Annotated in this window: 24 protein-coding genes and 4 pseudogenes; 16 read left to right on the forward strand and 12 right to left on the reverse strand. The window is 56.9% G+C overall.

Features of this window, described 5'->3' with window-relative positions; translation table 11 throughout:
• Positions 1–13 precede the first annotated feature (13 nt).
• A complete protein-coding gene (locus tag ACIQJ2_RS35945; protein WP_400677043.1) occupies positions 14–1,021 on the reverse strand; it encodes a carbon-nitrogen hydrolase family protein in 1,008 nt (335 codons plus the stop codon).
• A 474-nt stretch (positions 1,022–1,495) separates the two neighbouring features.
• Here ACIQJ2_RS35945 and ACIQJ2_RS35950 point away from each other — a divergent pair, with 474 nt between their 5' ends.
• Positions 1,496–2,944: an aldehyde dehydrogenase gene (locus ACIQJ2_RS35950; protein WP_400677046.1), complete on the forward strand. Its 1,449-nt coding sequence runs from the start codon at positions 1,496–1,498 to the stop codon at positions 2,942–2,944.
• A 561-nt stretch (positions 2,945–3,505) separates the two neighbouring features.
• On the opposite strand, the gene fabZ is transcribed toward ACIQJ2_RS35950, so the two are convergent.
• From fabZ to ACIQJ2_RS35975, 5 genes and pseudogenes are all read right to left on the reverse strand, one after another.
• Positions 3,506–3,967 (reverse strand): 3-hydroxyacyl-ACP dehydratase FabZ, encoded by a 462-nt coding sequence (gene fabZ, locus ACIQJ2_RS35955; protein ID WP_400677049.1) that lies wholly within the window; start codon positions 3,965–3,967, stop codon positions 3,506–3,508.
• A gap of 608 nt (positions 3,968–4,575) precedes the next feature.
• Positions 4,576–4,701: a hypothetical protein gene (locus ACIQJ2_RS35960; protein WP_400677116.1), complete on the reverse strand. Its 126-nt coding sequence runs from the start codon at positions 4,699–4,701 to the stop codon at positions 4,576–4,578.
• A 113-nt stretch (positions 4,702–4,814) separates the two neighbouring features.
• Positions 4,815–4,985 (reverse strand): annotated as a pseudogene (locus tag ACIQJ2_RS35965) (L-glyceraldehyde 3-phosphate reductase); the annotation flags it as partial.
• Between the two features lie 58 nt (positions 4,986–5,043).
• Positions 5,044–5,622, reverse strand: a pseudogene (locus ACIQJ2_RS35970) (gfo/Idh/MocA family oxidoreductase); the annotation flags it as partial.
• Between the two features lie 251 nt (positions 5,623–5,873).
• A pseudogene (locus ACIQJ2_RS35975) lies at positions 5,874–6,158 on the reverse strand (carbohydrate kinase family protein); the annotation flags it as partial.
• A 232-nt stretch (positions 6,159–6,390) separates the two neighbouring features.
• On the opposite strand from ACIQJ2_RS35975, the gene ACIQJ2_RS35980 reads away from it, so the two are divergent.
• The gene (locus tag ACIQJ2_RS35980) at positions 6,391–6,837 is read left to right on the forward strand and encodes a pentapeptide repeat-containing protein (protein ID WP_400677052.1); all 447 of its coding nucleotides are present in this window, start codon (positions 6,391–6,393) and stop codon (positions 6,835–6,837) included.
• 220 nt (positions 6,838–7,057) lie between these two features.
• Here ACIQJ2_RS35980 and ACIQJ2_RS35985 read toward each other — a convergent pair whose 3' ends face one another.
• On the reverse strand, positions 7,058–7,540 hold the full coding sequence (locus ACIQJ2_RS35985; RefSeq protein WP_400677055.1) for an Lrp/AsnC family transcriptional regulator: 483 nt from the start codon (positions 7,538–7,540) through the stop codon (positions 7,058–7,060).
• 172 nt (positions 7,541–7,712) lie between these two features.
• On the opposite strand from ACIQJ2_RS35985, the gene ACIQJ2_RS35990 reads away from it, so the two are divergent.
• The 8 genes from ACIQJ2_RS35990 (at position 7,713) to ACIQJ2_RS36025 (ending at position 14,729) form a co-directional block, all read left to right on the forward strand.
• A complete protein-coding gene (locus tag ACIQJ2_RS35990) occupies positions 7,713–8,492 on the forward strand; it encodes an ABC transporter ATP-binding protein (RefSeq protein ID WP_400677058.1) in 780 nt (259 codons plus the stop codon).
• A 43-nt stretch (positions 8,493–8,535) separates the two neighbouring features.
• Positions 8,536–9,309, forward strand: a complete 774-nt coding sequence (locus ACIQJ2_RS35995; RefSeq protein WP_400677061.1) for a transporter substrate-binding domain-containing protein — start codon at positions 8,536–8,538, stop codon at positions 9,307–9,309.
• 12 nt (positions 9,310–9,321) lie between these two features.
• A complete protein-coding gene (locus ACIQJ2_RS36000) occupies positions 9,322–10,047 on the forward strand; it encodes an ABC transporter permease (RefSeq protein ID WP_400677064.1) in 726 nt (241 codons plus the stop codon).
• Positions 10,048–10,058: 11 nt separating this feature from the next.
• Positions 10,059–10,748, forward strand: coding sequence for an ABC transporter permease (locus ACIQJ2_RS36005; protein ID WP_400677067.1), 690 nt, complete (start codon positions 10,059–10,061; stop codon positions 10,746–10,748).
• Positions 10,749–10,810: 62 nt separating this feature from the next.
• Complete coding sequence (locus ACIQJ2_RS36010) at positions 10,811–11,731, forward strand: homocysteine S-methyltransferase family protein (RefSeq protein ID WP_400677070.1); 921 nt, start codon at positions 10,811–10,813, stop codon at positions 11,729–11,731.
• Positions 11,732–11,908: 177 nt separating this feature from the next.
• Positions 11,909–12,934, forward strand: coding sequence for an ABC transporter substrate-binding protein (locus ACIQJ2_RS36015; protein WP_400677073.1), 1,026 nt, complete (start codon positions 11,909–11,911; stop codon positions 12,932–12,934).
• Between the two features lie 35 nt (positions 12,935–12,969).
• A complete protein-coding gene (locus tag ACIQJ2_RS36020) occupies positions 12,970–13,971 on the forward strand; it encodes a FecCD family ABC transporter permease (RefSeq protein WP_400677075.1) in 1,002 nt (333 codons plus the stop codon).
• Positions 13,968–14,729: an ABC transporter ATP-binding protein gene (locus ACIQJ2_RS36025; protein WP_400677078.1), complete on the forward strand. Its 762-nt coding sequence runs from the start codon at positions 13,968–13,970 to the stop codon at positions 14,727–14,729. Before ACIQJ2_RS36020 ends, ACIQJ2_RS36025 begins: the two co-directional genes overlap by 4 nt.
• Before the next feature lie 235 nt (positions 14,730–14,964).
• Here ACIQJ2_RS36025 and ACIQJ2_RS36030 read toward each other — a convergent pair whose 3' ends face one another.
• On the reverse strand, positions 14,965–15,345 hold the full coding sequence (locus ACIQJ2_RS36030; protein WP_400677081.1) for a pentapeptide repeat-containing protein: 381 nt from the start codon (positions 15,343–15,345) through the stop codon (positions 14,965–14,967).
• A gap of 696 nt (positions 15,346–16,041) precedes the next feature.
• Here ACIQJ2_RS36030 and ACIQJ2_RS36035 point away from each other — a divergent pair.
• A complete protein-coding gene (locus tag ACIQJ2_RS36035) occupies positions 16,042–16,674 on the forward strand; it encodes a DUF4274 domain-containing protein (protein WP_400677084.1) in 633 nt (210 codons plus the stop codon).
• Positions 16,675–17,705: 1,031 nt separating this feature from the next.
• On the opposite strand, the gene ACIQJ2_RS36040 is transcribed toward ACIQJ2_RS36035, so the two are convergent.
• From ACIQJ2_RS36040 to ACIQJ2_RS36055, 4 genes are all read right to left on the reverse strand, one after another.
• A complete protein-coding gene (locus ACIQJ2_RS36040) occupies positions 17,706–18,113 on the reverse strand; it encodes a hypothetical protein (RefSeq protein ID WP_400746739.1) in 408 nt (135 codons plus the stop codon).
• Between the two features lie 716 nt (positions 18,114–18,829).
• Complete coding sequence (locus tag ACIQJ2_RS36045) at positions 18,830–19,387, reverse strand: hypothetical protein (protein ID WP_400677090.1); 558 nt, start codon at positions 19,385–19,387, stop codon at positions 18,830–18,832.
• A 531-nt stretch (positions 19,388–19,918) separates the two neighbouring features.
• Positions 19,919–20,413, reverse strand: coding sequence for a lysozyme inhibitor LprI family protein (locus tag ACIQJ2_RS36050; protein WP_400746742.1), 495 nt, complete (start codon positions 20,411–20,413; stop codon positions 19,919–19,921).
• 206 nt (positions 20,414–20,619) lie between these two features.
• On the reverse strand, positions 20,620–21,075 hold the full coding sequence (locus ACIQJ2_RS36055; RefSeq protein WP_400677096.1) for a GNAT family N-acetyltransferase: 456 nt from the start codon (positions 21,073–21,075) through the stop codon (positions 20,620–20,622).
• A 467-nt stretch (positions 21,076–21,542) separates the two neighbouring features.
• Between ACIQJ2_RS36055 and ACIQJ2_RS36060 the strand changes: the two genes are divergently transcribed.
• From ACIQJ2_RS36060 to ACIQJ2_RS36080, 5 genes and pseudogenes are all read left to right on the forward strand, one after another.
• Entirely contained in the window at positions 21,543–22,211 is a 669-nt protein-coding gene (locus ACIQJ2_RS36060) for an HAD family hydrolase (RefSeq protein WP_400677099.1), read from the forward strand.
• A 238-nt stretch (positions 22,212–22,449) separates the two neighbouring features.
• On the forward strand, positions 22,450–23,100 hold the full coding sequence (locus tag ACIQJ2_RS36065) for a pyridoxamine 5'-phosphate oxidase family protein (protein WP_400677102.1): 651 nt from the start codon (positions 22,450–22,452) through the stop codon (positions 23,098–23,100).
• A 483-nt stretch (positions 23,101–23,583) separates the two neighbouring features.
• Positions 23,584–23,826, forward strand: a complete 243-nt coding sequence (locus ACIQJ2_RS36070; protein WP_400677105.1) for a type II toxin-antitoxin system VapB family antitoxin — start codon at positions 23,584–23,586, stop codon at positions 23,824–23,826.
• Entirely contained in the window at positions 23,823–24,239 is a 417-nt protein-coding gene (locus ACIQJ2_RS36075; protein WP_400677108.1) for a type II toxin-antitoxin system VapC family toxin, read from the forward strand. Before ACIQJ2_RS36070 ends, ACIQJ2_RS36075 begins: the two co-directional genes overlap by 4 nt.
• 369 nt (positions 24,240–24,608) lie before the next feature.
• A pseudogene (locus tag ACIQJ2_RS36080) lies at positions 24,609–24,845 on the forward strand (IS5/IS1182 family transposase); the annotation flags it as partial.
• Between the last annotated feature and the right edge of the window lie 257 nt (positions 24,846–25,102).

Here is a 25,102-nt window from a genome sequence, read left to right on the forward strand (position 1 = left end):
TTGCGGCCCTCGCCTATTCTGCTTCCTGGAAAACTCGCAACACGGCCGGCGTATCCATGCGATTGAACTCCGACATCACTCGCCGCTTCTCCTTGTTGATGACGAGACGCAGGACGTCCGGCCGAGAGTAATGGCCGCGTGGATCAGCAGCCACCTTGGCCATGTCGATCATGGTCGGGTCAAGGTCGGCGTAGAGCAGGCCCTCCGCGTCGTCAGCCAGGGGTTCGCACATGTCCCTGCCGTCAGGCCCGTAGATCATCGCATAGCCACCGCCAGGCTTGCTCGTGCGTGGATTGAGAAGGTGAGCTCTTTCCGGGTCCCGCGCCATGATGTCAAACATCTCCTGGCTGACGGTCGCGCACGGAGCGACGACGTAGCAACTGCCCTCGACCGCATAGGTTCTGGAGAAGGAATTGTTCACCTCCGGTCCGAGAGCATATGCCATGTCACGATAGAGGCAGAAGCTCGGCCAGGCGGCGACATGAATGTCTTCGCCCTGGGCATGCATCGCCATCCGCACAAGCGGCTGAGCATGCTCCCAGCAATTCAGCGCTCCCAATCGTCCGATCGACGTCTCCATGACCTCGAGGTCGGATCCGTCCCCTTCTCCAAAAACAATGCGTTCGGCAAAAGTTGGCTTCAATTTGCGTCGCACCTGGAGCAGGTCGCCCGCATCCGAGAGAGTTGCCTGCGACATATATCTCGATCCTCGTTCGCGTTCGGAAAAGCCCATGACGATGAAAATCTCGTGCCGCCTTGCCATGGTCTGGAGGCGGCGCATTTCCGGCGCGTCTATGGCCATGCTGTTCTGATGGTAGTCCGCGAAATATTGCATCGACTCCGCCGGAGATGACAGCCACACGAACCAGGGATATCCAGGCAGCCAGGTTTCGGGAAATGCGATGAGCTTCGCGCCGTTGGCGGCCGCTTCAGCAACCAAGGTTTCGGCATTGTCGATCGAACGATTGAGGTCCATGAAGGCTGGCGCGGCCTGAACCGCGGCGACTTTGATCGGCTTCATTCACTATCTCCTGAGTTTTCAGCTTGGCGGATGGCAATGCCGGAGGCTCCGCCGATGGTTTATGGGCGACCGGAAGAAGGCGATCCGTATGGCTCTCCTGACGGAGGCCCTACGCCTTCAGGCAGGAAGATGGTGGCGACGACCGCCAACAGGCCGCTGATTACGAAGTATCCTGGTGCCGCACCGGACAGCGTTTCCCTCAACAGGAAGCAACCATTCCGGCCGCCTCGGCGGCGGCGGGCCCCAATAGTGAGCGACGCGCGATGAACGTGGGATTTCGTGTCGTAATACTCATCTGAGTTCCCTTATTTTTGCGCGATACGATCCTTCCAATCGAGGCTCCGCACCATCCACTAGAATGTGGATGCTTCTCTAGAGACTAAACCGATAGGTTTCTGTCCTTAGGCAGCCGGAGACAGATCAACCTCTCCGATCTGAATGGCCGGACGGCAAGAACCACGCGGGAGGTACGACATGCGGGAAATAAAGCAGATCATCGGGGGCAAGCCGGTCGCGGCGGTATCCGGTAAAACCTTCGACAGGATTGACCCATTCACGGGCAAGATCGCGACCCGCGCTCCGGCATCTGGCGTCGAGGATGTCCGACAAGTGGTGGTGGAGGCGTATTCCGCCTTCCCTTCCTGGTCGAAGACAGGCCCGGGTGAACGTAGGGCATTGCTTATGAGGGCCGCCGACTGCCTTGCGTCCAAGGCAGAGGAAATCACCAAAATGTTGATTGAAGAGACGGGCGGCACAGCGCCTTGGGCTGGCTTCAACATAATGCTTGCAGCCGGCATACTGCGCGAGGCTGCTTCGATGACAACTCAGGTTGGCGGCGAAGTCATTCCGTCGGACAAGCCCGGTAGTCTGTCGATGGGGGTGCGCCAGGCCGCGGGCGTTTGCGTGGGGATCGCTCCATGGAATGCCCCTATCATCCTCGGAACAAGGGCAATCGCTATGGCGCTTGCCTGCGGCAACACCGTCATCCTCAAGGCATCGGAGGTCTGCCCGGGATTGCACATGCTCCTTGGTCAGGTATTTAACGAAGCGGGATTCCCCGCCGGGGTTGTCAATGTCATCTCGAACGCACCGGAGGACGCGGCCGCTGTCGTCGAAGCCCTGATTGCTGCGCCAGAGGTGAGGCGTGTGAATTTCACCGGCTCGACTCGCGTCGGGCGCCGCATCGGCGAGCTTTGCGGCAGACACCTCAAGCCGGCTCTCCTGGAGCTCGGTGGCAAGGCGCCACTGATCGTTCTGGACGATGCTGACATCGATGCCGCGGTCAATGCAGCTATTTTCGGGGCCTTCGCGAACATGGGTCAGATCTGCATGTCGACGGAACGCATCATCGTTCAAGAAAAGATTGCCGACGAATTTGTCGCCAAGCTTGCCGACCGCGCCGCCAAGCTACCTGCTGGCGACCCTCGCGGCCACGTCGTTCTTGGCTCTCTCGTTACCAGTGACGCGGCATTGAGAATGGTGGAGATCGTCACAGACGCCGTCGCCAAAGGGGCCAAGCTGGTGGCTGGCGGAAAACGCACCGGATCTATCATGGAGGCGAGCTTGCTCGACCATGTGAAGAGCGGCATGCGCTGCTACGACGAGGAAAGTTTCGGTCCGGTCAAACCCATCATCCGCGTCGCCGACGAGGAGGAAGCGATCCGCGTCGCCAACGACACCGAATACGGTCTATCAGCGGCGGTTTTCAGCCGCGATCCACAACGCGCGATGGCAGTGGCTGCCCGGATCGAGAGCGGAATCTGCCACATCAACGGGCCTACGGTCCATGACGAGCCGCAGATGCCCTTCGGTGGGGTTAAGAACTCTGGTTACGGCCGCTTCGGTGGCGCGGCAGCGATCAATGAATTCACGGATCTGCGCTGGATCACTATCGAAGACCCACACCAGCATTATCCGTTCTGAGGCAATCCACCCTTGCCGAGCGTACCGAAGCGTTCATGATAGAATGATTGAGTAGTATCACGAATTTTGATAGCCCCGATGAGGAGGCGTGAAGCTACAGGAGCCGGATCGTTCCGCGAGAGAGGCAAGTCCAGACCTTCAAACAGCAGTTTGGCACGAGCGGTCTGGGTATCTGCAACAAGCCGGGTCGGCGTGGTCCCCTGCTCCCTGCAGTATGGACGCGAGAATTCGCGCTCGCGCAATCGACAGCTCTTTCCGATTGAGATCAATCTGAGCTCTTGAATCGGAATCGAACCGTAGGTCCTGAGCTTAATTTGATTAAGCCTCTGATTTTTATGCAAGTGCGCCACATAAGACTCTATTGTGGAAATTGTCAGGCGCCGCCTGCAGTCAGCTACCTTAGTGCGGATCCAAAAACGAAATACCGACGCATTGGCAAATCAATTCCGAAGGGAACGAAAATTCCAAGCTTCGAATTGAGGCTGATCTCAGGAGCAGGTGTGAACAGTTCAATTGCGCTTGCCAAGCCGGAACCAAGCAGCATTCGGAATTGAAGCCAACTCATCCGAACTCACAATAGACACCAATCTCAGCTTCAGCGACGAGTTCGTCATGAACACGCGCTTCTCCCCTGTAACGCCAAATATTGCGACGATAAGCGAGCTTTGTGAGGTGGTACTCGACCACATCGCTTGGGCGCACGGGAATCCAAAATTTCGCGTTTTCCACGGAAAGCATATAGATAACCTTTGGCGTCAATCCTTGTGCCCGCTTTGAAGCAGCGCATGCGATCCCAGCTGTTTGCGCCATACCTTCAACGATAAGCGTCCCTGGAAAGATCGGGCTTCCAGAGAAATGTCCTTGAAAACAAGGCTCATTGATCGAGACGTTTTTGCGACCAATGCACTGATCCTCACCGTTCATTGAAACAATCATGTCGACGAGAAGAAATGGATAACGGTGAGGTATGCAATCGAATATTTTGACGATGTCGCAAGACTCCAAATCAATTACCGCGTTCATGTAATCTTTCTGCTTTCCAAGATGATACCTCAACCAACAGTTCACGGGATACAATGCCGTCCGGGGCGTCCGAGATGTGAGGGATGCTGAGATTTCAAAGCAGAATAGTGGCTTGCTTTTGTCAAGAAATTGAAGGTGTTCTGTTAAGGATTTGCGAAGGCGAGCATAGTCGGCGAGCGCTGCAGATATGGATTCTTCGCCCTTTTGATCGTTACCGCTATCGCGCGGCTTGGCCTGAGAAGCGCACATTGCCAAACGTACCTAATAGACAAGGGCAATCAACTCGTGATTTTCTCGCCTCTCTTCATCCCAGCGCTCTATTTCGCCATCGAGAAGAGCGACAAATTCGGAGGCATGAGCCAGGCCGAGATTAGAGCCTATGGCAGCACAGCTGCAGTCGCAAAGAACTGTTGAACGGCTTACTTCAAGTGGGATGCCTGTGAATATAGCCGAGCGCTTGGGGAAGGCTTCTTCTTCGAGATCGTTCAGCGTACCGGATATCGAGGTTATGGTGCGCCGAACGCCATATTCCGGATCGCAGCCCCCAAGAAGGAGCTGCGGCCCGAGGGGATGCCAAAGGTACAGAGATGTCCCGATACCCTTTCGTCTTAGCGCACCAGAATTGCGCGAAAGTCGTTGATGTTGCTCTTTGTCGGTCCGGTCGAATTAAGATCGCATAATGCATTGAAAACGGTCCAGCTGTCGTTGTTGGCCAGAGCTGCCTCAAGATCGATTTGAGGGCACGCATTCGCTGCACGCTAAGGTCATCTATACACACCCGCGTTCTCCTCGGTACTGCCTATACCGTCCGTATGTGCAGAGAACACCTCCACTCCCGAAGCTCGTTCAGGCCGAGATCGAAGACCGTGCGGCACATATCGATGTTGCGATCATGCGGCGTGTCACCGCCGAAATTGTGCCGGAGGCCGAACGAGACGGTCGGCAGCTTCAGGCCTAAACGGCCTGGGCGGTTGTACTTCATCTTCGAATGGCGGTCGTCGGTCGAGACCCACGTCATCTAGTCCCCATTAATGCTTTGCGGGCGCCGCCACGCATAAGCGACACCCGGAGTCGAGTTATGCCAAGAGGGCTTGAGCTTCTTCGATGCCGAGCGCAGCCGGCTGCGTGCACGTGGTTATCAAATCCACAAAACGGCCTTCCTTCCCGGAAACAAGGATGGAGGTCATCACGTCCACCGAATGCAGGGTTCTATCGAGAGAGCACCTTGGATCGTTGCCCTCACCGAGAGCCCCGATGAGGTCGGCGAGGCCGGCTGTTCGATAGTTCGCGCGCGGACCTTGAGGGCCTTCCTGGTTGAAGATGCCGAACGGATGCTCCCAACCGTCGAGCGGCTTGATGTCGTTGTCGCGGCCGCTTGTCTCTGCTATGCCGCCAAAAGAGTTCGGATCCGGGACGAAGATCGAACCTTCGGTGCCATATAGTTCCATGTTGGCATGACGGTGGGACCACACGTCCCAACTCGCCGTCAGCGTAACCGTGGCGCCGCTGACGAATTCGAGAAGTGCCAGGATGGTCGTGGGCGTCTTCACCGATATGATTTCACCCTTGCGCGGCTCGCTGGTGATCTTGCGGGTTTCGAACGCCATTCCGCTCATGGCGCCAACGCGCTTTACCGGACCAATCAGGTTGGCGATAAATAGAGAGCCGCTACGATGAGCGTGCCGTAGACGATGATGTTGCGTCAAGAAACGACCGCCTGCGGTTTATTGCCCTGCGGTCCGGGCAGCAGACGGCTTTCGCGAAGGGTAGTAGGCTGTTGGTTATGGGATGGCCCGCCCTTCCGAGGACATCGAGTTTGATGATCCGTCATTGAAGGAAGAGGAGCCGATCCATGACGATTTCAATTTTGGGTACAGCAAGGCGGTTTCTGGCTCGTTAATTGCCGTTAGGTATCAAAGCTTGCAACAAGCCCGAGTACGCGCTCCACCTCTTCCAGGCGGGGAATTGCAGGCTGTGCCAAAGTTTGCGTGCACGCCAACGCAGCGGCGCAGACCGCACGCTGAAGCGATATCGAAAAGTCGAGGCCCTCATCGAGACCTGCGGTGAGATAACCACAGAAGGTATCACCTGCGCCCACTGTATCCACAGCGTCGATCTTGAGGCTCGGCGCGCGATGAAAGACGCCGTCCCTGGCCGCAATGACACCGGCGGGGCCGAGCGTCACCGTGATGCAATCTAACGCTGCCATCGCTCTCCAGGCCAAGTCGTCGCCCGTGCGGCCGCTGAATATCGTTCCCACCAAGGCTTGAACAATGGAGCGAAGGATTGCCATCACGGCTCTGCCGCGAAAACCAGGGGCGGACTCACTACGCCCCATTCGACTTGGATCAGTTCACTGCCGCGACGGGTCGTGCAAAAGGCTCCCAGATCGATGAAAGCCTTGAATCATGCCCCGTTGAGCCGTGGAACCGGTCGGGGCAAGAATACCGGGAAATCCTAATCAGCCGAGAGCTGTTGACCCGTGCGAGTTTTTGATCTTTTGTCATCGCATGCCAGACGATGCGACGTCCAAGAACATTCTCGCTCGCTACGCTGCGGGGGAGCGAGACCTTCGAGATTTGGATCTCGATAACCGCTTCTATTACTTCGGCAATTCCAACCTTCGTGGCGCAATCTTCGCGGGAAGCTTTATCCTGGCCAGCTTCAGGGACTCTGATCTTGAGGGCGCAGACCTCTCCAATTGCAATGTGAAAACCTGCGATTTTTCGGGAGCGAAACTCACCGATGTAACCTTCCACGGATCGGCAATCGATGCGACTGTCTTTGATGGAGCCAATTTAAGCGGCGCCAATTTCGAAGGAGCAAGCGCGCAAGGATACGCGTTCACCAAGGGCGAACTGCCAGGATAAAGATCCTTCCTGTTTGAAGGACCTGGATTTGTGAGTTCGCGCCCCAGTCTTCGTGGTGCCTCCTTTAAACGGCGATCAACGCCTCTATTTCGGCAAGCGAATGCCCTCGATGGACGTTCGCCCCATCAGAAGCCCGCCGGGCCGTTGTGGAGCGCGCACCGACTTCAGGCGGCCAAAATCAAACGCGGCGGATGCCGATGAATGATTGCGTGTTCTTCGATCAGCGTGGATCACCGCCATCTGCGAGCGGAACGAACAGACCGAGCTTGATGTCACGCAAGACCACATTCGTGTGCATGCGGCGGATTTGCGGGTTCTCCGCCATGATCACGGCGGCGATGTCGTCATAATGCTCGACATCTCGCGCGGTGACGATGGCAATGAGGTCAACGGCGCCCGTCACATAATAGACCTGCTGGATATGGTCCTGCTTTTCCGCCCACAGACGGAACTTGGCAAGTGCATCATAATTGTCCCGTTCGATCTCCATGCCGACGATGAACACCATCGGGGTTCCCGTCGCCTTGCGGTCAACGACCGCAATTTCCGCCCGGATGACGCCATCCTCACGCAGACGTTTCAGCCGTCTCTGCACAGCGGAAGTCGAAAGGCCGACCTCTTCGGCAATCGCTTCAGCGGTGAGTTGGCAATTGCGCTGAACGATATCGAGGATATCGCGATCAAAACGATCCAGACTTTCCACTCTCACCCCTCCGAAGGCTCGTCGAGCAATTGCGACGACATTTGCATCCTAACATAAAACAGGCGCAGAAAATATTTTTTTGCCTTTTTTAGGCATTTTAATTGCTAATTGCGCGCAAATTAAGCGCATCCTCGCGATATTCTCCGCAAAATATTTTCTATTGGAACAGGGTATGACAGAGCTGTCCTCCCAGGCGCTTTGTGTGGAAGATCTTCACAAGAGTTTTGGGTCACATCACGTCCTCAAGGGCGTTTCAACTACGGCCAAACAAGGCGACGTCATTTCGATCATCGGCTCCTCCGGATCCGGAAAGAGCACGTTGCTGCGTTGTATCAACCTGCTTGAGCTGCCCGATCGCGGTCGCATTGTCGTCAATGGCGAGGAGGTCGCACTTCGGCAGAGCCGCCATGGACAGATGCAACCGAAGAGCTGGCGACAGATCGAAAGGATACGCAGCGGGCTGGGCATGGTGTTCCAGAGCTTCAATCTGTGGGCTCACATGACCGTTCTCGAAAACATCATCGAGGCGCCGGTTCATGTCCTCGGCGTTCCGCGTCGCGAGGCGACCGAGAAGGCGGAGGCGCTACTTGGCAAGGTCGGACTTTACGACAAGCGTGATGTCTATCCGGCTTTCCTGTCCGGAGGCCAGCAGCAGCGCGCGGCGATTGCTCGCGCGCTTTGCATCGACCCGGCCGTGATGCTCTTCGACGAGCCAACCTCGGCGCTCGACCCGGAATTGGTCGGCGAAGTCCTTAAGGTCATTCGGGATCTCGCAGACGAGGGTCGAACCATGCTTCTGGTCACCCACGAAATGCGCTTTGCTCGCGATGTCTCAAGCCATGTTCTGTTTTTGCATCATGGACGCATCGAGGAAGAAGGCCCGCCCGCGCGGGTCTTCGACGCTCCACTCAGCGCCCGCTGCCGAGAGTTCACCGGTCTGCTGCCCGCCTGATCCTCAATTCCTTCACCGACACCCCACAAGGAGAATCCTCCAGATGAGATTGACTTCCACTTTGTTTGCCGGGCTTGTCCTTGCCCTCTCTACGATGACGGCACAGGCAGAGGTTCGCTTCGGCATCATGAACGAGTCCTATCCGCCATTCTTTGCCAAGGATGCCGCAGGCAAGTGGCAGGGCTGGGAAATCGACATGATGAATGCGGTTTGCGATGAGATGAAGGAGAAGTGCTCGATCGTTGAACTCTCCTGGGATGGCCTGATCCCCGCTCTTCAAAGTAAGAAGTTCGACGTGATCTGGTCGTCTATGGCAAATACGGCCGAACGTTCGAAGGTCATCGACTTCACCGACAAGTACTACAATACGCCGAGCACGCTGATCGGACCGAAGGATCAGAAGCCCGGCGCGACTGCAGACGATGTCAAGGGGAAGACAATCGGCATCCAGGTATCGACCATCCAGTCCGAATATTACAAGAAGTATTTTGCCAAGGCCGCTGATGAGAAGACCTATCAGACCCTCGATGAAGCGTTCCAGGATCTGTCTGCCGGTCGTATCGACTATGTGTTTGGCGATTCGCTTGCCCTTGATGCCTTCCTGACAAGCGACAGCGGCAAGGATTGCTGCGCCAAGATGGGCGATGTAGCCGACGACAAGGAAATCCTTGGAGCCGGTGTTTCCGGCGGCCTGCGCAAGGAAGATACCGAGCTCAAGGCAAAGCTGAATAAAGCTATTGCCGCGGTTCGCGCCAGCGGCAAATACGACGAGATCACCAAGAAGTACTTCAGTTTCGATATCTACGGCGCCAAGTAAGACATCGCGACGATGGCGACCACTCAACAGGGTATTCTGGATCTGCTCTCCCCCTATCCACCCGGATGGGGTGGCGTACTGCTGACCGGAGCCGTTTCCACGGTCGCCATCTCCGCTGGCGCATTTCTGATAGGCCTCCTGCTTGGGACCGGCGGCGCACTGGGCAAGCTTTCCGGCATCAGACCGCTGCGCCTTCTGCTCGAACTCTATACCACCGCCATCCGCGCAGTCCCGGAGCTGATCCTGATCGTCGGGCTCTATTATGCGGGCATGGACGGCGTCAATCGGCTTCTCGCCGTGCTCAACCTGCCTGCCTTTGAATTGAATGGCTTCGCAGTCGCGGTTGCAGTGCTCGGTTTCGTGCAGGGCGCCTATATGACGGAGGTGTTACGCGGCGCGATCCGGGCAATTCCCGTCGGGCAGATCGAGGCGGCAAAGGCTTTCGGCATGGGTCCGCGGCTCCGCTTTCGCCGCATCATTCTGCCTGCATTGCTGCCGAACGCCCTGCCCGGTCTTGCCAATCTATGGATGTCGGTCACGAAGGACAGCGCGCTCGTCGCGGTGGTCGGATATCAGGAGCTTGCTCTTGCTACACGTCTCGCCGGTGCCAGCACCAAGCATTACTTCATCTTCTTCCTGGCATCCGCCCTCATCTATCTCGCTCTCACCCTCGTCTCGAATGCGCTATTCCGCCTGATCGAGAAGCGTGTGCGGCGCGGCCAACCGAAGCCGGCGTGAGGAGTGTTGAATTGACCTTCTCATGGATAAACTCGTATTGGCCGCTTCTGTTGACGGGAGCTCTGCAGACGCTGTCGCTGCTTGTAATTTCCGTTGTCTTCGGCTTCATCATCGCAATCGGCCTTGCCTTCTCCCAGGTCAGTGGCGGCCCTCTCCTGCGAACCCTTGCCCGCGGCTATTGCACCTTCTTCCGCGGCACACCGCTGCTGATACAGCTCTGGTTGCTCTATTACGGTGTCGGCTCGCTTTTGCCGATGATCCCGGGCATCCGTCAGAGCCCGTTCTGGCCGATCTTGCGCGAAGGTTTTTTCTTTGCCGCCGTCAGTTTCACATTGAACTATGCTGCCTACGAAGCGGAAGTCTTGCGTGGCGCATTGCTTGCCGTCCCGAAAGGCGAACTGGAGGCAGGTCGGGCATTCGGCATGCGGCCCTTCACGCTGATACGGCGGATCTGGTTGCCGCGCGCCATTCGCATCGCATTGCCGACGATCGGCGGCGAAATCGTCATGCAGCTAAAGGCGACACCGCTCGCCTTCACAGTCACTGTGATGGACCTCTACGCCGTTGCCACCAAGGTCCGTCAGGACACGCTACTCGTCTACGAGCCGCTGATCGTCGTTACCCTCTTCTACCTCATTCTCACCGCCATCATCGCACGCGCCTTCCGCTTTCTGGAGGAGCAGGTGCCGATGCGGCGCTAACCACGGCACGAAGGGGAGACCGGGTCTCTCCACAGAGCCGACCTCTTCTGGAGATCCCACCTATGAGCAAACTCCTGATCCTCGACGGCGGCATGAGCCGCGAGCTGCTGCGTCTCGGCGCGGAGCTGAAGCAGCCGGAATGGTCGGCGCTGGCGCTGATCAATTCACCCGATATCGTCCGGCAGGTTCACGACGAGTTCATCGCAGCCGGCTCGGATATCATTACCACGAACAGCTACGCCCTCGTGCCGTTCCATATCGGCGAGGAGCGGTTCTGGAAGGAGGGGCCGGCCCTCATCGCGCGCTCGGGGCAATTGGCGCGCGCCGCCGCCGATGCGTGCGTGGACCGGAAAATTCTGGTCGCCGGTTCGCTGCCTCCTATCTTCGGGTCCTACGAGCCACAGAATTTCGATCCATCGCGAGTACAGGACTATCTCAAGGTTCTGGTTGAAAACCTCAATCCCTATGTCGACATGTGGTTGGGAGAGACACTGAGCTTGCTCGCCGAAGGGCAAGCCGTGCGCGAGGCAGTCGCGGAAACGGGCAAGCCATTCTGGATCTCGTTCACGCTTGCCGATGATCCCGCCCAAGGGAACGGCGCCGCCCCGAGATTGCGTTCGGGCGAGACGGTCGAGGATGCGGCGCGAAGGGCGGCAAGCTCGGGCGCCGAGGCGTTATTGTTCAACTGCAGCAAACCGGAAGTCATGGGTGCGGCCGTCGAGACGACTGCCGCGATCATCGAACATGCCGGCTCCAACCTCAGGATCGGCGTCTACGCCAATGCCTTCGAAGGCGAACAGGGCGAGTCCGCGGCCAATGAGGGCCTTCACATGACCCGTGACGATCTGAACGATGACGCCTATTCACGCTTTGCCTGCTCCTGGGTGGATGCAGGCGCAACCATCGTCGGCGGCTGCTGCGGGATTGGCGCCGGTCATATCCATCGGCTGAAACGGACGCTTCTGCGCGGCGTCGATGGATGACCCGGCGCAGCAGTCCTGCCTGATGCACGCTCGGTCTGCGAAACGATGAATTCCGCTGTCTCGATCTGCCTTGCATAAATATGAGTTATATTCTCTTGTTTTTGTGCGCCTGACCGGGCTATACGACCGCAGGCGCTTTCGCACGAGAATGCTCATCGCAACCACCGGGATTTTTCCGTGATTATATTGAAATCACTTTTGACCATTTCCGGTCTCTGGGCCGGTTTGGGCCTGGCAACAATGGCGGCATCTGCCGCCTCCACCACCTATCCCCTGACAATCGATAATTGCGGCGCCAAGGTCACATTCCAAAAAGCTCCCGAACGCGCGATCGGGCTTGGGCAAAATAGCGCCGAAATCCTTCTTCTGCTTGGTCTTAAGGACAAGATGGTTGGAACCGCATTTTGGCCGAGCAAGGTGCTCCCTGAGCTCGCGGAGGACAATGCCAAGGTCAAGCTCCTGACGGTCGAATTCCCAACCTTCGAAGCGCTCCTCTCGCAGAACCCCGATTTCGTCGCCGCGGCCCTGCCGAGCCTGATCGGGCCGAGCAGCAAGGTCGCAAAGCGCGAGGATTTCGAAAAGGTCGGTGTCCCGACCTATCTATCGCCAAGCACGTGTCTCAGCACCGCCGCGGCCAACGATCAGTATGGCAGCCGCGGAGAGCTTTGGAACATGGATCTGCTCTACAGGGAGATCGATGAGCTCTCGCAGATCTTCAATATTCCCGATCGCGGCCAGGCTCTGATCGCCGATTTCAAGGCTCGCGAGGCGGCTCTTCGTTCCTCCGTGGCGAGAAACGGCAAGCCACTTTCGTATGTTTTCTGGTTCTCCAGCCAGTCGCCCTCCTCCGACGCCTATCTGGGCGGCAAGAACAGCGCCTCGGGCTTCATCGCCGATGTGCTTGGCGGCCGTAACGCCATTGCGGCAGAGGCGGAATGGCCGACGCTCGGCTGGGAGAGTATCATCGCCACCAATCCTGACGTCATCGTCGTCGCCAACCTCGACCGCAATCGCTGGGAACTCGACAAACCTGAAGCAAAGATCAGGTTTTTGACCACCGATCCCGCCGTCAGCCAGCTGCCTGCCGTCAAGAACAAGGCCATCGTCGTCATGGACGGCCAGGCCATGAACCCCACCATCCGAACGATTTATGGCGCCGAGCAGATCGCCGAGCAACTCAAGGCGCTTGGCCTGCTGAAGTGACCGGCACGTTTCGAATTTTCCAGCAGTTGGCCGTCATGTGCTTGCTGCTTTTCGCCTCTCTTGCGGCCATCGGCCTGATCATTGCGATAAGCGTCGGCATTGGCGATCTGCCGATACCGCTATCGACGACGCTCTATGCGGTCAGCAACAAGCTCGGTTGGACGGAGATCGAACTTAACCGTATCCACGAGACTGTGATCTTCGACTATCGCCTGAGCCGGGCACTGGTCGCTGCATTCTGTGGAGCAGGCCTTGCCCTTTCGGGCGCCATCATGCAGTCGCTTCTCCGAAATCCGCTTGCCGAACCCTATGTGCTCGGCGTTTCGGCGGGAGCCTCGACCGGCGCCGTGGCAATTGTCATATTGGGTGTCGGCGCAGGTACTGTATCGCTTTCTGCGGGAGCCTTTGCCGGCGCGTTTTCGGCCTTTCTTTTCGTCGCGCTCTTGTCGAACGGCACGCGAGGCGGCGCTGATCGCACCGTCCTTGCCGGCGTTGCCGCCTCTCAGTTGTTCAATGCGGCAACATCCTATATCGTGACGACATCCGGCAATGCGCAGCAGGCACGCGATGTGATGTTCTGGCTGCTGGGCAGTTTCGGCGGTGTCCGCTGGCCGGAATTCGTGCTTGTATCAATCGTCGTTGCTTTAGGCCTTACTGTCTGCCTGCTCTGTGCGCGGATCCTCGATGCGTTCGCCTTCGGCGACGAGGCGGCCTCATCGCTTGGCGTCAATGTCGGACGTGCACGACTGGGGTTCTTCGCGCTGACTGCGATGATGACGGCAACCATTGTGAGCATGGTCGGTTCCATCGGATTTGTCGGACTGGTCGTGCCGCATGTGGCACGTTTCGTTGTCGGGCCACTCCATGTCCGACTGCTCCCGGCTTGCGCCATCATTGGAGCGATGTTCATGGTGTTGGCTGACATTGCCTCTCGCACTCTCATTCCTCAACAGGTCCTGCCGATCGGGGTGGTCACGGCCCTGGTGGGCGTGCCATTCTTCTCGATCATTCTCTACCGGTTTGAGCGCGCATCATGAGCATCAGGGCCGATAACATCATCTGGAAGATCGGCGAGAAGATCGTGCTTGACGGCGTTTCGTTTGAAGCGCCCTCCGGCAAGATGGTGGGCCTGCTCGGTCCGAACGGCTCCGGCAAGACATCGCTTCTGCGCCTCATTGCCGGATTGAAACGACCGAACTCCGGCCGCATCACGCTCGAACAGCAGGATCTGCAGCGGATGTCGCGCCGCTCGATTGCGATGCGCGTCGCCTTCGTCGAGCAACATGCCGCCACTAATGCCAATCTCAAGGTTATCGATGTCGTCAAGCTCGGCCGTTTTCCGCATCGGTCGATGTTTTCAGGCTGGAGGTCCGCAGATGACGACGCGGTCGAAGATGCACTTGAGCGCACCGGCATGATCGGCAAGCGCACCGACCCCTGGCAGAGCCTCTCGGGTGGCGAAAGGCAGCGCGCTCATATCGCACGGGCGCTGGCGCAAGCCCCAAAAGAGCTCATTCTCGACGAACCGACCAATCACCTCGATATCCAGCATCAGATTGGTCTTCTGCGGCTGATTTCAGGATTGCCCGTCACCAGCATCATCGCCCTCCACGATCTCAACCATGCCGCCATGTTCTGCGACCAGCTGATCGTCATGCAGTGCGGCGCGGTCGTCATTTCGGGGTCACCGGAAGACGTGCTAACGGAAGATTTGCTGAGGGATGTCTTTGCCATCGAGGCACGAGTGGAAATCTCGCCTCATCATGGCCGACCCCATATCCACTACCTTCGGTGACGAAGCCGACCGTTGCGGCACTGTTTGCCCGGCAGGACGCCGACCCGTACCTGCAAGCTATTTGCCTCGCTATCTGGCCGTCAATCGCTGGTGGGCACGGGCGTGCTGGAGGAACACAGGAACAGGCGGCGGCGCTCTCCCTGACCGGGGCGGGGAACGGAGACCACGTGGTCGCTCGGTTTCTTGGTCTTTCCGGGATGACTTCGGTAGTCGCCCAGACGTAAGTCGGCTTCGTTCAGGTTTTCGTCTTTTCATAGGCGATGAATAGATCGGTTACGAGAACGCCGTTGATCCGCATCCCAGTCAAATCGGCGTCTCTGATGTCTGAATCTGCCAAGGTGACATCGCGTATGGTCAATCGCGATAGATTTGCGTTCGTGATCGCGGCTCCGGACAGATTGACGTTGTCAAAGCGCGCGTCGGCAAGACAGATATCGTCGAAAGCCGCTTCGTTCAAATTGGTGCGGGTGAATCTTGCCTTAGTCAAAACAGCGTAAAATCGCGCGTCTGCGAGATTTAGGCCGTCGAAATTAGCGCCCGACATATCGGCCCGTTCGTAGTGCACTCCCTGCATCTGAGGGCCATCGAATGGGTGGTGTTCTTGATGATCGCTCATTGTTCCTCCGGTCAATCATGATTGCGGCCTGAAGAATGCCAGATTGCGCAGTCATTTGCGACCGTCCAATCTTAAACCAAGACGAGCCCGTGCCAGTTCTGGCTGCCGCTCGTCGGGAAGTTCCCGAAAACATGCCACAGCTTCGGTCGGCTTGGCGCCCGGAATAGAAAACGTCATTCCTAACGGCCAGCGGGACGGTACATTCGAGCGAGCCGGCTTTGCCTGCAATCAAAAAGCGCGATCGCTATAGCTGCGCCGATGTTGCACGGATCCGAATGTGGGCGAGATATTTCTCTCCCCGACATTATTCATGCGACGCGCTTGCATTGTCGATGGCCGAGTTCGTTCACCCGAGGCACCTTCACTATGGAAAGTCGTATACGATTTCTCTTGGTTGCAGCACAGATGGCCGCTATCTCTGCTGAGGTTGTTGTGTGTGCTCGGGGTTCAGCGTGGGCTATGACTGGGACGGCGCCAGAACACGGCGCATCAAATTGCTGAAGATCGGCCTTTCGCTCGTGATCGGTTTTATCTTACTAGCCGGGCCTGCAATGATACTGATACGGGCTCATCCCTAGAAAGGATGGACAATCCATGATGCCTATGAGCCGGGGGGCGAAGATTTGTTGGACAATTCTCTCCACGATTTCGTGGCGTGCCGCACTTTCAGACGGATACTTCTTACGGAGCAAAACCATGGTATCAAAACTGGCCAAAGCGCTTGGATTACGGCAACGTAGCGGTGCGGCTGCCGAACAAGTTCTTCCGACTCTCATCCTGAAGTGCAAATGCGCTGGCGACACCTATTATCATGACATGGACCAGTCGATCTTCGACAATGCTATGAAAGGCGAGGAAGGCGAGGCTTTTTATCGCTTTTATGTTCGACAGAGAAAAATCGGTATTCAAGCCTTCAAAAGCGAGGTTGTAGAAGATCTTGCTAAACTTTCGGGAGCTGCACTGTACGCCATCATAGAGCAACACAATTATGACAGCGGCACATGGTTTCTCACACAGATCGTGGCACATCCGCAATGCGAATTCGCCACTGCGCTGGTTATTTATTGGGCCAATCAACCGGCCTACGTTTATGAGCGATACGGGACGATCGATCTTGCCTGCCAAGACACGGATAGCTTCTTGCATGCACGTGCCGAGCTGCTCGATCAGATCGAGCGCAAAACAAAGCAGGATGCATTCGCACACAACCTTCCCATTCCCCACGTTGGATGCTTCCTGGATGGGCAACCGGACTACTCCACGAAACCTTTCGCAAATATGCCGTCCAAGCTTCGCGTAGATTTGCGAGGTTTGGTTGTTATAGAATAAACTTGGATAGATAGATCGCGCCTCTGTGATTTTTCTGCTCTGCTGCTACTCAGTGTCCGTCGTCGCCATTGCGTCCGCCCGCAAATGGATTTTATCAGTCATTGTTCATCAGGCGACAATTCCTTCGGGATGCTTGATCCTCGATCGAATCGGGTCACGAGGCCGAACCCTGATCGCCTGCGGCTTATCGGGCGCCCTGAAGCGTTCGCTCGATCCAAGTTCCTGATGAGAAAACTATATACAGATCAACAGGTAGAATAACTGTCTTTTTTGTTCCGTTCTTCTTGATGCCAGCATAGTTTCCGGTTGCCTTGTCGCGCAGCAGACCGGCGCCACCGGTGACTGTATGTGATTTCAAGAACTCATATAGGCCTTGAGTATTCGCACTATACGCTTGACCCTTGTCACGTCCGTCTGCCTAATAGAACCTCTTAGTCGCTATTGCTGGTGTGACCCATTCCGAAGAAAGGTCCAGCTTCTGTATCGTTCCGTTTGCCTATGATAATAGATAGGACCTTGCGCTTTCCACATCCCGCCCCTGCCTTGCGCAAGCACCCTTTCTATCTCTAGGCCTTTCTGTTCAAGTTCCTCATCAGACGTCACGAGGCCGTACCCGGTTCTGGTTTCGATATAACGGCCATCACCGTTGTTTGCGCCGGCTGCGCCATCAATGGTGAACTTGTTATCCGTACCGGATTTATTCATCCCGGCAACGGGATCGATAGTCTTTCTTATCGCTTTTTTCTGCTTGAAACCTATCGTCGGTATTGCCGGTGAAGTCTTGGAGCAAGTCTTGCGCCGTCGACGGTTGGTGGGTATTTGATGAGGCGGATACGTTGCTCGGACGAAACAGCGACAAAGCTCGAGCATCGGAAAGCGAATTCATCGACGAAAGCATAACGATTCTCGTAAGTGTTTGCCGTGTCAATTCAGTTTGGGACGACACGCCGAGAGCGCCTCCCAGTCTGCCCCAGTTACGAGACGCGGTAAGTGGTGCAAATTCGAGGGTGGAACTGGAGAAGGCCAACGATTTACGGCACGCGCGGGAAGGCCGGCGGCAAGAGAAAGATCCGCCGAAATATAACGGCAGCCAAAAAGCCACCCGCAGTTCCAAATATGCCTTGAGCGAGCAGCCGGTCTGGCGTGGAAAAGGAGGTGATCCAATAGAACAAAGCAAATGCGATCGTTCCGATTGCAATCTCGAGCATTAGACGATCCGACAAAGGCCAAATGAGCCCCGCGCCGAAGTAGCCAACTTCCAGTCCAATGGCACAAACGATTAGTCCGTCGCTGAAATTATCTGCGGTTTCCCATGAAGCAGCCAGCCATGTGAAAACGCTGGTCATCGTGAACATCATGAGGCAATGAAGACTTGCCCCGCCGATCAGAATTCGTGCCTTCGAATACTTGGGTTTGGAATATTTAAATAACGCGATCATGATGTGCTCCAGCAGGGAGGGAATTTCGCGATGTTCAATCCATTTTGGATCGTCTTCGTTGCGATCGCTGTCTTTCTACAACCTCATGTAAACTTGAGGTCAAGGACATTTTTTGACACTCGCCGGTAGGCCTGCGTCCAATTGGCTCGAGACAAGACGCTGCGTGGTAACTCGATCGCGGCGAAAAGAGCGGGAGGCAAAGGGCGCCTATTTAGGGTTTCTTTTGGAGAAGGCGAAATTGGCCGACATCCATCCTGGCGGGCGGGTGCCCCCTTATCGCGACTGGTGCCACCCCCACAGCATGACCGCTCCCCTCCATGCTCGCCATGAACCGAGCCCGATCGTCATCACCCCGATCGACAATCCCCACCTTAGGCTCGGTTGCCCCATCGCCCAGATGCATAATCCAATGAGAGCGACGCCAAGGGAGAGGTTGATTAGGCTCGCAATAACCGCTTGAACGACGAGGACACGGACGAGCACCTTGAAAAGGCGATCGGCGATCCTCCACCCCGCACGATTGGCAAGGGCATAGATTGCAAGCAACAACAGAGGCCCGAGCGCTAGCAGGATCGCGGCATACGAAAAGATGGTGATGAGCGAATGCATCACGATAGGCCGCTCATTTGATACCGACCGTGCGAAGGAATGCCTCCAACCGACGCCCTATATGAACCGATTCGATCCGACTGGCCGTGGCGGTCGGCGCGCTGGCCTCAATGCCAAATGAAATATCCAGTAGGCCCTCCTGTCGGTCGCGGCCTGAACAGCAGAAAGATCACCAATGACGCAGCCAGCGCGATACCGCCGAGGATCAGGAACAGGAATTCCGACTTTCGGCGCGATTGCGTGGCGGTATCGTAGTCGACGAGGTCCCGGCCTTGCGCCGAGCGAATCTGGAAGGCTTCCGATCGAGCGGCCGGGGTAGTTACGGAGCCGACGATCTCGGAGCCGATCCAACCTCGAAGTTCGTCATCCGGTTTCATGACCGACACCTTCCATACCCTCGGATCGGTCCCTGCCTCCGCTGGGGAGGACGGAACGACCGTAAGTTCGATCCACCAATCCGTCGCGAACGGATTGATCGAGCTGACGGACTGACTGCTGTTTTCCTGCACCAGGTGGACGGTGCTGACGGAGATGACGCGTGCGGCGACCCGATGCAGGTCCGCTTTGTCGGGGACTTGCTTGGATAGTCCATAGACAGTCGATGCGATACCCCCGACGGCCAGCAGCTTTGCTGCCCGCAGGCGCTTCTTTTGGAGGTCCACCATCTGTCCCCTTGTGCCTAGGCGCCCGCGTCGGCGGATGACACGGATCGTCGTCACTGCCGAAAGGATAAGAACCACAATAAGGATACGGGAAATAATGACCGACAAGGTTCAAGCTCCCGAAAATCTTCTGTGGTAGGCACGGATCGCGCGCAGGGTCGGCATATCAATATGAAACCCTGTTTGGTAATGAGCATCGTCTTGACGGCGATAACGGTGGCGTGCGTCGCCGCCTCTTCTTGAAGCGCCGTTGGCAATGGCATCGGCTGATGCGTCGTCTTAGGGATGACCTTCGAGCGGAGGATGTCCTAGCCCTGCTTGGACCCGCAGCCAAGACCATTGAGCTTTTTCCGAGCGACGGAGTCGAAAGCCGGGTGTATCCGCGCGAGACGCTCCTCGGGAGCAAACCGATCGGCGTCGATCCCATTGTCGACTTTGATGGACGAGGCATGGTCATTGGCTGGCGGCGGTCGAGCGGTCCGGTCTGAGAGAGGTCATCCGCGCGGCATTTTGTGCTAGAGCCTGCGCCGCCGCTCATTCAATGTTCAATGTCCGCAAATATCGTTCGAGCAGGCGGGCGCGGTCGCCGACGAGGGTGACGGCGTCGTCGCTTTCCATCGGCACGTACATCGTGCCATGACGGGTCGCATAGAGCGCCTCTCGTGCCTTTGCTTCTTGATCCCGATAGGCGAGCCACGCCCGCTGCGAAGTCCGCATCCTGGCGCCGACATCCGGAGGAAGCCGCTTTAGCAGCGCCGCATAGGCCTGGTTCATCCGTCGATCATAAGCCTGTTCCGCTGCCGCCTCGCAATCGGTCTGGTCGCCCGTCGATCCCTTTGCCGGATCGGCGAGGCAACGATCGAGCGCAACGGCAGTAACATCCTTGGCGGCCGCTGCAATGACCGGGGGAGCAGTCCAGATGCTGCCCAGCGAACAGCCTATCGCCGCAACCAACAGGACGCCGGATCGCGACAAGGCCGAGCGCCCGGTCATCTCATGGGCCGGCCGTCGTTGTTGATCAACCCGCATGGTCTGCGGCACCCGGGTAACCGCCAGACCAGCGTAGAAGGCGAGCACTGAGCCGACACGCCGCTTGCTCGGCGATCTCGCGTGCGCGGGGGCCGCGAAAGTCGCGCATATCGGGATTGGTAAGATCGTCGAAGAGGGTGTCGGTTCCAGCTGGGTGCGGAACCGCACGTGCGCGCATGGATATTGCCAGATATTATCCATAGGGTTCAGTTCCAGCGCTTTTGAGGACACAGGATGAAAGAGAGGTTTTCGGCACCTTGAGCCTGTCGGCTGTGCTCTTCACTAGCCGCTGGATTCTCGGTACCCACAATCAGTCCCAACTGTCGAATGCCGCTATCTCGCGTGTAGTCGGCGACCGCATGCAAAAGATCCTTGACAGGTCCGCTTCCGCGCCGATCCCTACGCACATGAACTATAATAATCATGGCACGATGCGCCATCTTGCTCGCACGTTGTCGAAGCAGACCAATCAGCCCGATGGGTTGAAGATCTCGAACGGCGACGAACACCGGCTCGCTTACTCGCTCCTTCCATTCGTCGATCAAAAGAGCTGGCCAATCATCGTAGCTGCCAGCGTAAGAGGCCGGTTCAGCTCCTAGCACTTCCAGACGAACACGATGGAATACCTCCGCGTCCTCCGCTTCGATACGCTTGACTGTCATGTTCCGTCCGTTCATTTGGCCCCGCCGCGGTCGCGATCGTATCCTGTATCTGATTGTGATAAGACCGTAGGCTACAATGTGGTTGCCCGTCAAAGTTGAGCGCCCCCCAAATCTGCCCCTCACCCGAAACGGGACGCGGAATTTTCAATGTTCCGTCTTCAGTGATTCGAATTTTGCTCTTGCTTCTGTGCCTCGACGGCCTGGGCTCGAACGGGTGGCCGGGCCACATCCGATGTCACTTGTGAGGAACTACTGCGCGCTCACCGCCGCCTCATCCCCGCGCCAGCGCTGAGAGATGCCTGCGCGCGGATTGGGAATGCGACGTTGGCGATCCCCTTACGGAAAGTAACAGCTGCACCCACGTCACAAACGATGTCGAAAGTTGTGAAACGCAGGCTTGCCTTTGCAGAGCTGATCGGGGCACTGGGAATGGAGCCTTTATTCGAAACCCTGGCCTTTGCGGACCCATGAGCCTTCCAAGATTTCCAGCGGCCGTCGTCTTCGATATGGATGGCCTCCTTTTCGATACAGAGGTTCTGTATCGAGACGCGCTGTTTGCAGCGGCAAGCGATGGTTGCCACGTTACGACAGACCATCTTCATCGCCAAATGCTCGGATGTCCTTGGGCCGTCATTAAAACACAGCTGCTGGAGCATTACGGCGCTCGGTTTCCTATCGACGCGTTTCGATCGTCCTGGCTCCGGCACTTTCAATTGATGGCCGAAGATCGGCTTGCAATCAAAGCCGGTGTTATTGAATTGTTGGACGAACTGGATCAGAGGAATATTCCGCGAGCGATTGCGACATCTTCGTTTCGAGAGAGTGCCGCCCATCATTTGGATCGGCATGGGATAAAGGGCCGATTCGATCATATTGTTGCGCACGGCGATTATGCTGCCAGCAAACCAGCGCCTGACCCATATCTGAAAGCATCGCAACTGCTGAAGATCGATCCTCACTTGTGTCTTGCCTTAGAGGACTCTCACAACGGCGTTCGCTCAGCAGCCTCGGCCGGAATGATGACGATCATGGTTCCGGATTTGATCGAGCCGACCGCGGAGATGCAAGGCCTCTGTGTCGCCGTCGCTTCTGACCTTCACGAAGTCCGGGCCCTTATGGCCGCTGCAAAGCAGTAGTTCCTCATTCGCTCTCCAGCTTGGGAAAAATCGCAGTTTCGGACCGACTGGGGCCAGATAGAGGTATTGCTGTCACCCGAGACCTCCGGCAAAGCCGACAAATTACATTGATCCTTCGGTCAACATCATGTATTGGTACTGATGTACGTACCTCATTTCTCACGGGATGGAGCCACTGGAGATCTGAGATGTTCGGTACCGGCAAGGAGATAAACGCGAGCAAACGGGGGGATAAATCATGGCAGCGTTAGAACTCAATCCCAACTTCGCAATTGAAGATGAACAATCACTTCGGGCGCTCTTCGAGCCAGCCCACTCTCTGGCAACACTGAAGTGTCAGAATGTTCTGGGAGCGCATGCGCGAGAATTCATCAGGCGCTCGCCGTTCCTGTGCATCGGTTCGCAGTATCTGGACGGAAAGGCTGACGTCAGTCCGCGCGGCGACCCTGCAGGTTTTGTGAAGGTCCTCGATGAGCGCACCATTGCGATCCCGGATCGTCCGGGCAACAACCGGCTCGATACGCTGGCCAACATTGTTGCCAACCCGAACGTCGGACTGCTCTTCCTGATTCCCGGTTTTGACGAAACGTTGCGCATAAACGGATCAGCTGCTCTAACCCGTGACCCGCAACTTCTGAAAGATATGGCGGTCAACCGCCGTGCACCGAAACTTGCGATCATCGTAACCATCAGCGAAGTTTTCCTGCACTGCGCCAAGGCTTTCCGGCGTTCCCGGTTGTGGAGCCCAGATCATTTCCAGGATCGCGGCGAGATGCCCTCGCTCATAAACATGATCCTGGACGAAACGACGGGAGCTCCCACGGACCCCGAGGAAATGCGAACGATGGACGAAGGGCTCGAGGAGGATTATCGCAGGACGATGTATTAGATTCGACTGCGAGGTCACGAGACCAAGCAATAGCTACCGTCTGTGCGCTCGCCAGGCTCAGGCTCGAAACAGACCGCAGCTCTTGGACTACTTGCTGTTGAGGCGATCGGAACCCAAGATCCTGTCGTTACAAGAGCTGCCCGTTTGATACGCCTTAGCAGCGGACGAGAGCTTCGCCTGCTTGAAAATCATGCTGGTCCCGCGTGCGGCCCCGATCTCGCTGAATGTAGGTCGCCGTACTGATGGCGCCTTCAGGGATGCTACGACAGGGCCTAGATTATCGGCTTTCGACGCCATTGGGCACCTTCGCAGCATGAGAGCGGTGGCAAAAAGGCAGGCACGATTGTGCTTTGGTTTGCGCAGTGTCGAAGACCTGCTCCGGCGGCTCGTGCAGGAAAAAGGGCGAACGGGAACACCCAATGCGTATGGACAAATATCGTCTATACGTATATACAGAAGCTGTCATGACAACGAGGACGCCACATGCTCAGCATCAGAGATCAGGAAGTTCGCACTTTGGCGGAAGCCGTTATGCGCAAACGTGGTGCCTCCAACTTGACCGCGGCTATCAAGCTCGCGTTACAGCATGAGATTGAACGGGCTGACGAAGTCATGCCCTTGAAACAGCACGTCGCAGATATCCGGGCGCGAGCACTTGCCAAGGCAAAGTTCCCGCCTGCCCCATCGTTCACGAAAGAGGAACGTGACGCACTCTGGGGCCAATGATGTTCATCGAAACCTCAGCATTCGTCGCCATCCTTGCAGGAGAGCCAGAAGCCGATACCTACTTGAGCGCAATCGATGGCGCCACACGGCGGCAAACCGGCGCGCATGTCCGGCTTGAGGCCACCATCAACCTGGCGCGTATTCTTGGGCTGGAGGTCCTTGATGCCCAGGAGATGTTCGACGCTTTTCTGCAAGTGGCTAAGATTACCGTGGTTCCGATCACCGATGCGATCGCCCGGCGCGCGGTGGAAGCCTTCGCCGTTTATGGCAAGGGAAAGGGCCATCCCGCCCAACTCAACTTCGCCGACTGCCTGTCCTATGCTTGCGCGGACGCTCTCAAGATGCCGATCCTGTTCAAAGGAGGTGATTTTGTAGAAACGGATCTTCGGAGCGCTCTATCTAGCGAGACCTGAGCCGCGTTAATCTATCAATAGGTGGACGAAGGCCGGGGATGTCAAAGAGCCGCAGAATGCATGTCTTGCTCTTGAAGGGATCAGGACCGACAACCCCGTTGTTACAAAAGCTATCGCCTGAAATCTACCCGTAGCGGTCAGCGGGTTTGTGAGATCGGCGACAAGCCCGATGCGACCGGGCGGTTCCCCGTGTGGGCGCATCTCCCTGCTGTGTGTTGAGTTTCGGAGATTTTGACCCGATTGCAATTTCGCGCTAACCCGCTCTGATGGATCTAACACCCTGAAAAGGTGGATAGTTCGAATATGCGACCGGGTCATCACGAAACGCAAAACTGGGTTGAAGCATCATGCGAATCAACATTCTGACCCCATATGGCCGCGATTAACGCCGACAGCCAGATGAAGTGGCAGGCCGCGACCAGCTACGGGAAACGATCTCTGGTCGAGACGGCGATCGGTCGCTACAAATCGATCATCGGACGGCGGCTGCGGACACGTGCATTCGCAGCCCAGCAGACGGAAGTCGCCCTCGGCTGCTCTGTCCTCAATTGCATGCTGGCCTGCGCACGCCCGAAATCCGTCCGCTGTAAGATCGTCGCCGTCTAGCCACCGCATCAAAGACGGAGTTCTGCTCTTTCAATGACCCGTGATGGGGTGGACGCCCCTCGGCGGCATCCATGTGCCATTGTGGGGGTGATTTGAACCGCCACGAGAAGAGGAGGCGTCCGCAATGGAAGTTAACACAATTGGTCTTGATCTGGCGAAGACTGCGTAGCGGCAAATTAGGTGAGATTCAGCGTCAATCAGGATGAGACTCGCGCCGGGGTGTGACGGAGTGAGGGCGTAGCCCGATCGTAGTCATA

Source organism: Rhizobium sp. NPDC092011, assembly GCF_044756305.1.
Classification (GTDB): domain Bacteria; phylum Pseudomonadota; class Alphaproteobacteria; order Rhizobiales; family Rhizobiaceae; genus Rhizobium.